General features: G+C 55.6%; 1 protein-coding gene. It reads left to right on the top strand.

Features of this window, described 5'->3' with window-relative positions; translation table 11 throughout:
• On the top strand, positions 1–239 hold a 239-nt coding region (locus ACCD11_RS28470; protein WP_413316487.1), incomplete at both ends, for a hypothetical protein.

The following is a 239-nucleotide window of genomic DNA, read 5'->3' as shown; positions in this document are numbered from 1 at the left end:
CAACCGGGAGATCCGCACGCTTTTCAATATCGACCAGACGACGTTGCCCTACGTTGACAAGCCGGCTTACGAGGATGCGGTAAAGCAGGATGGCAGTGTTCAGGAAAGAGGATATACCGAGGCGGACAACCGCAGGTTGCGCACCCGGTTCAACGACTTTCTATTGAAGATGCGGGACAACCTCGTTCCCGTGCGCTCGGACGGTAGCGGAGTTCCTCATTACGAGACGGACAAAGATG

The organism is Variovorax sp. Varisp36 (assembly GCF_047304235.1).
Lineage (GTDB): Bacteria > Pseudomonadota > Gammaproteobacteria > Burkholderiales > Burkholderiaceae_C > Variovorax.
This window is presented reverse-complemented; position numbering and strand designations above follow the sequence as displayed.